Origin of the sequence: Campylobacter troglodytis (assembly GCF_006864425.1) — a bacterium.
GTDB lineage: Bacteria > Campylobacterota > Campylobacteria > Campylobacterales > Campylobacteraceae > Campylobacter_D > Campylobacter_D troglodytis.
The window spans coordinates 1-4,209 of the sequence record NZ_QHLI01000102.1 but is presented as its reverse complement, the minus strand read 5'-3'; the positions used below and the strand labels follow the sequence as shown (position 1 = coordinate 4,209).

Genomic DNA, 4,209 nt, shown 5'->3' with positions numbered 1-4,209 from the left:
ATAGCTTGTCAAATTCACAAAATGAGATTTACACCATAGATACAGAGCAAGAAATAATGCTTAAAGCCTTTGTTTATGAGGAGCAGAAAATAAGAGTTGAAAAAGATAAAGTTATAGATAGTAATACACAACAAAAAAGAGATTATAAAGAAGAGCAGGGTAATGTTATTAAAACAATCAAAGATATTAATGACAACGAAGCACAAAAGATTAAATGGGCTTTTAAGCTTTCAAGCTATGATAAGATAAGCTTAAATTCAACACTTACAAAAGATGATAAGGGCTTTGTTAAGCTTAAACAAAGAGGACAAAGCCTTAAATTCACAGTCAAAGAGCTTTTTAAAGAAGATACAAGGCTAGAAAGCTTGGTGGGTAAAACAGTTACATTTTTTGCTTATGTAAATAGCCCAGCGTCTAACATTTACAGTGAATCATATCAAATAAATAACAGCACAAGAGAAAATGAGAGGATAGTCAAACAAGACCGCGTAACTTCCATAGAACTAAAAATTGTTCAAACAAGATTTAGATTAGAATTTGACGGACAAACTTTACAGTTTTTAGAAAATGAAAGAATATTAGGGGAGTGGAATGCTAGAAGTGGAATGGCAATAGAAAATAAGATAAATAATGCAGAGATAAAGCCCAAAAATAGAGCAAGTATTTATTTTTCACAAACAGATAAAAATAAAAGTTTCTATTATGATGACCTAAACAATACACAAGATTTTTTACCTGAAATTAAAAATAATGAATCATATTTCGTTACAATTCCACTAGATAAAGCTACATATATGTTTGCTTCAAGCACTAAAGCATCAGATTTAGCCTCATATTTATCAGAAGATTTTTTTAACTTAAAAATTACAAAGAAAGATGATAAAAACACGCTAGAAGTAGCGCAAATCGATAATCATCAGTTTAAAGTAGCAGAAAAAGACAATAGTAATAAAAACATCAATTTAGGATATAGCTATGATGACTTTATCCAAACATTACTTTCGCATATCAAATCAAAAGAATCTATAAACATCCCCCTTAATGTGAAATACCAAAAACGCATTTTAATTTTAATAGAGAGGTTCAAACAAACTACCGAATCTACACTTGCTAGAATGAACATATTTATCGATGGCAAAAGGGTAGATTCAAATGGTAAGTTTATAGAAAAACTCACAACACAAGACACAAAGGAATATGAAATATTTAACCCATTTTCATTGCCAAATGATAAAAACAATTTTGCCTACATACTTGATAGACCGGGACCTGATTGCATTAAAAGCGGAATCAATTTGCGAATTCCAGAAGGAAGGTATGAGGCAAAATGGCATAGTAGCAACTTAAGGCAAAGAGTAATTAGGTTGCATAATGATTTTGTTTCCTATGATAGAGCTATTTTGATACACGAGGGATATAAATCTAGCATTTCACCTAGAAATTCAAAAGGTTGCCTTATTATTGGAAAAGAAAGGGTAAAAGATAAAAATATTCCTAATCTTTGGGCTGATAATATATTAAAGGCAGATGAAAATCATTCAAAAAAAGATACACTTGCAAAAGCTATAGAGCAAAAAGGTTTTATTAACTCTTATTTAGCTAAATCAAAGGGTAGAGATAAAATAAGCACGAGTGAAGTAGTAGAGAATATCGAAGCAAGGATTAAAAATAATTTTAACAAACCAACACGAACCAAAGAAACAAAACAGAACATTTCGCCTAATGTGATACGAATCGAAGCACAAGATGGCAGTGAAGAATTTATTGAGATAGATTTTGGATATAAAGAGTGGAAAAAAAATGCTAGTGGAGAAATAATCCCCTTGCTTTCTCCCTTTGAGCTTTTTTCTTTTAAAAGAGCTTTTGGTAGGGGGTTTGGGGGCAAGACAAGAATTTTAAATAGGAATGATCTTATATCCTTAATAGAAAATAAATATAAATTACCAAAGGATAAGGGTGGTGCTTATCTAGCAAAGGATAACAAGCAAATCAAAGAAATATGGGAAGATCTCATAAAAGAGGCAATATTTTTGGCTGATGTGCTTGATGAACAAGGAGAATATATGATAAAGAGGGCAAGATTAAAGGATGGCACTGTTGTAAAATTAAGAAAAAAATCAAAAAGCGGAGGCTCAACAATAGAAGTGGATAAAAATAAATTAAGAAACATAGACAAAAAGAAAGATGAACAAATTAAAATTCACAATAAGGAGAAAGAGGATGGTGATTGGTAGGGTATTAAAAGATAAAGACAGTGGAATTTTTCACGATGATTTTTATGATCTTAGGCACAAGTTAGAAAGAGAAGGAAATGTAGATTTTAACTTCAAGCTTTTTTCGCAAATTCCAAAACTTGCAAAAACAGATGTATTGGAATATTTTGCTATAAGAGTGCTAGACTTAGCCATAGGACCGTTTGGAGAAGATGATGGTTCTACTGAGGTTGATAGCTTATTTTTCAATTACCCAGAAGAGGATCTTTTAGAAAATGATATAAAACCTAGTTATGCAAGCGAATACATAAACACAGTAGGACAGCTTTTTTTAGCTGGATATATAGAATTTGGACTTTGCAACAAAAATGACACAGAAGAAAACCATCTTTCAAGGGTAAGGGATGATAAATATCAAGCTTGGATACATTTTAGGGATAATTATTTTTATACAGCAGCTTACTTGTATGATATGATAGATCTTAAAGAAAGATACAAGGATATGAGCAATGAAGATTATCAATATTCTAACTGGGATACTCCAAAGTTTTGGAATATGTATCATTTTTGGGTTTGTAGAACCCCCAAAGGCACAAAATACTTCAAAGAAGTGCTAGCACCTAAATTTTACAACAAATACAAAGATTTAGAAGTTGAAGTAGATGATGAAGGAAAGGTTATCAGGTGGATAGGACAAATAAACAGATAATATTGTTTATATAAGCACACAATTACAAAGGATATAAAATGACAACAAATCTAAATGAATATTTTGTGGAATCTTATATGCAAGAATCATATAAAGATGGTTTAATTGGCGACATATATAAATCTAAAGGAATGCTTCGCATAAGTATATGCAATCTTATAGGGGTAGTTATCAATGAAAATAGATTGGCAAGATAGCTATACAAGGCGCGAACATTTAATTTTTTCAGCAAAAAGACTTGAGGATTCAACAGAAGCTAGATTATTTATAATGTATAGATTTAGTATTCCCAAATATGCAAATCTAACTGACAAAGAGTTAGAAGAATATTTTTGCAGTAAAGATATTAAGATTCGCTCAATATATCCGCCCGTAACCGACACCTTGAATTTCAAAGGCAAGCTTCGTATCTCTTGGAGCTTTGATGTGAAATATAACAAAAACATTGATTTAATATTTTTTCCAGAGGAAAATCCCTTTGTAAATTATGCTTATTTGTATGCAAAGGAATTTGTTAGAAAGCCATTTTCAAATGATTTTGGCGATGAAAGATTGGATAAAAAATATGTTAATTGGAAAGCAAACTATGACATAAACTACGACTTTGTCAAAGAGATTCTATCAAAAGCAGGTTTTAGCGAGAATCAACAAAAGCGATTTTTTGATATGCGTTTTGGCTCGGTGCTTGTGCCTATGGAGGTGGAGTTTGAGTGGTATTTTGGTGTGGAAAACATAGATGATTCTAGCAAATCTTGGTTTCAAAATTATGATGAATTTTTGGGAGGTTATAATATTTGTTTAGGACTTATAAGGCACTATACAATATTGCCACAGCATATACAATTAAATTTTGTGGATTATACTAATCGCACAAAAACCATTCCAATATCTTTGGTTCAAAAACTATTGCCCACTTCTGCCCTTTCCATAGTACATACACAAAATGATTTTTTTGTAGATTTATTAGATAAGCCAGATTCAAAAGATGGTAAAGTAATAGCACAGCTTTTTTCTCACAAAATCACTTTACCAACGCTAAAATGTCCTAACAATTTAAGCGAATTTGCTTGTGATGAATATATCTACAAAATTAAAGAAATGCATTACAAGGCGCAAGAAAACTATTATAACACAAATAAATCTAACCTAACAAACCCCATATGGAGAGATAATTATCTAGTGCTTATTTGGGATATACTGCCAAATGATTGGTGCAGGGTCTGGGTATTAAGGATGATAGCTAAAAACACCATATCAAGCATAGACAGTGAAACAAATTTTAGTGAA

Annotated in this window: 4 protein-coding genes; all 4 read left to right on the top strand. The window is 31.2% G+C overall.

Translation table 11 applies throughout. The annotated features are described in order from the left end of the window. The coding region (locus DMC01_RS14545; protein ID WP_221887162.1) for a DUF5675 family protein at window positions 1-2,234 on the top strand (2,234 nt) is incomplete at its 5' end. After that, window positions 2,221-2,922 carry a hypothetical protein gene (locus DMC01_RS12000; RefSeq protein ID WP_142694431.1) on the top strand — a complete coding sequence of 234 codons (702 nt, stop codon included), beginning with the start codon at window positions 2,221-2,223 and terminating at the stop codon, window positions 2,920-2,922. The genes DMC01_RS14545 and DMC01_RS12000, both read left to right, overlap by 14 nt. A gap of 38 nt (window positions 2,923-2,960) precedes the next feature. Further along, the gene (locus tag DMC01_RS13920) at window positions 2,961-3,119 is read left to right on the top strand and encodes a hypothetical protein (RefSeq protein WP_185908925.1); all 159 of its coding nucleotides are present in this window, start codon (window positions 2,961-2,963) and stop codon (window positions 3,117-3,119) included. Further along, the coding region (locus DMC01_RS11995) for a hypothetical protein (protein WP_142694430.1) at window positions 3,097-4,209 on the top strand (1,113 nt) is incomplete at its 3' end. The genes DMC01_RS13920 and DMC01_RS11995, both read left to right, overlap by 23 nt.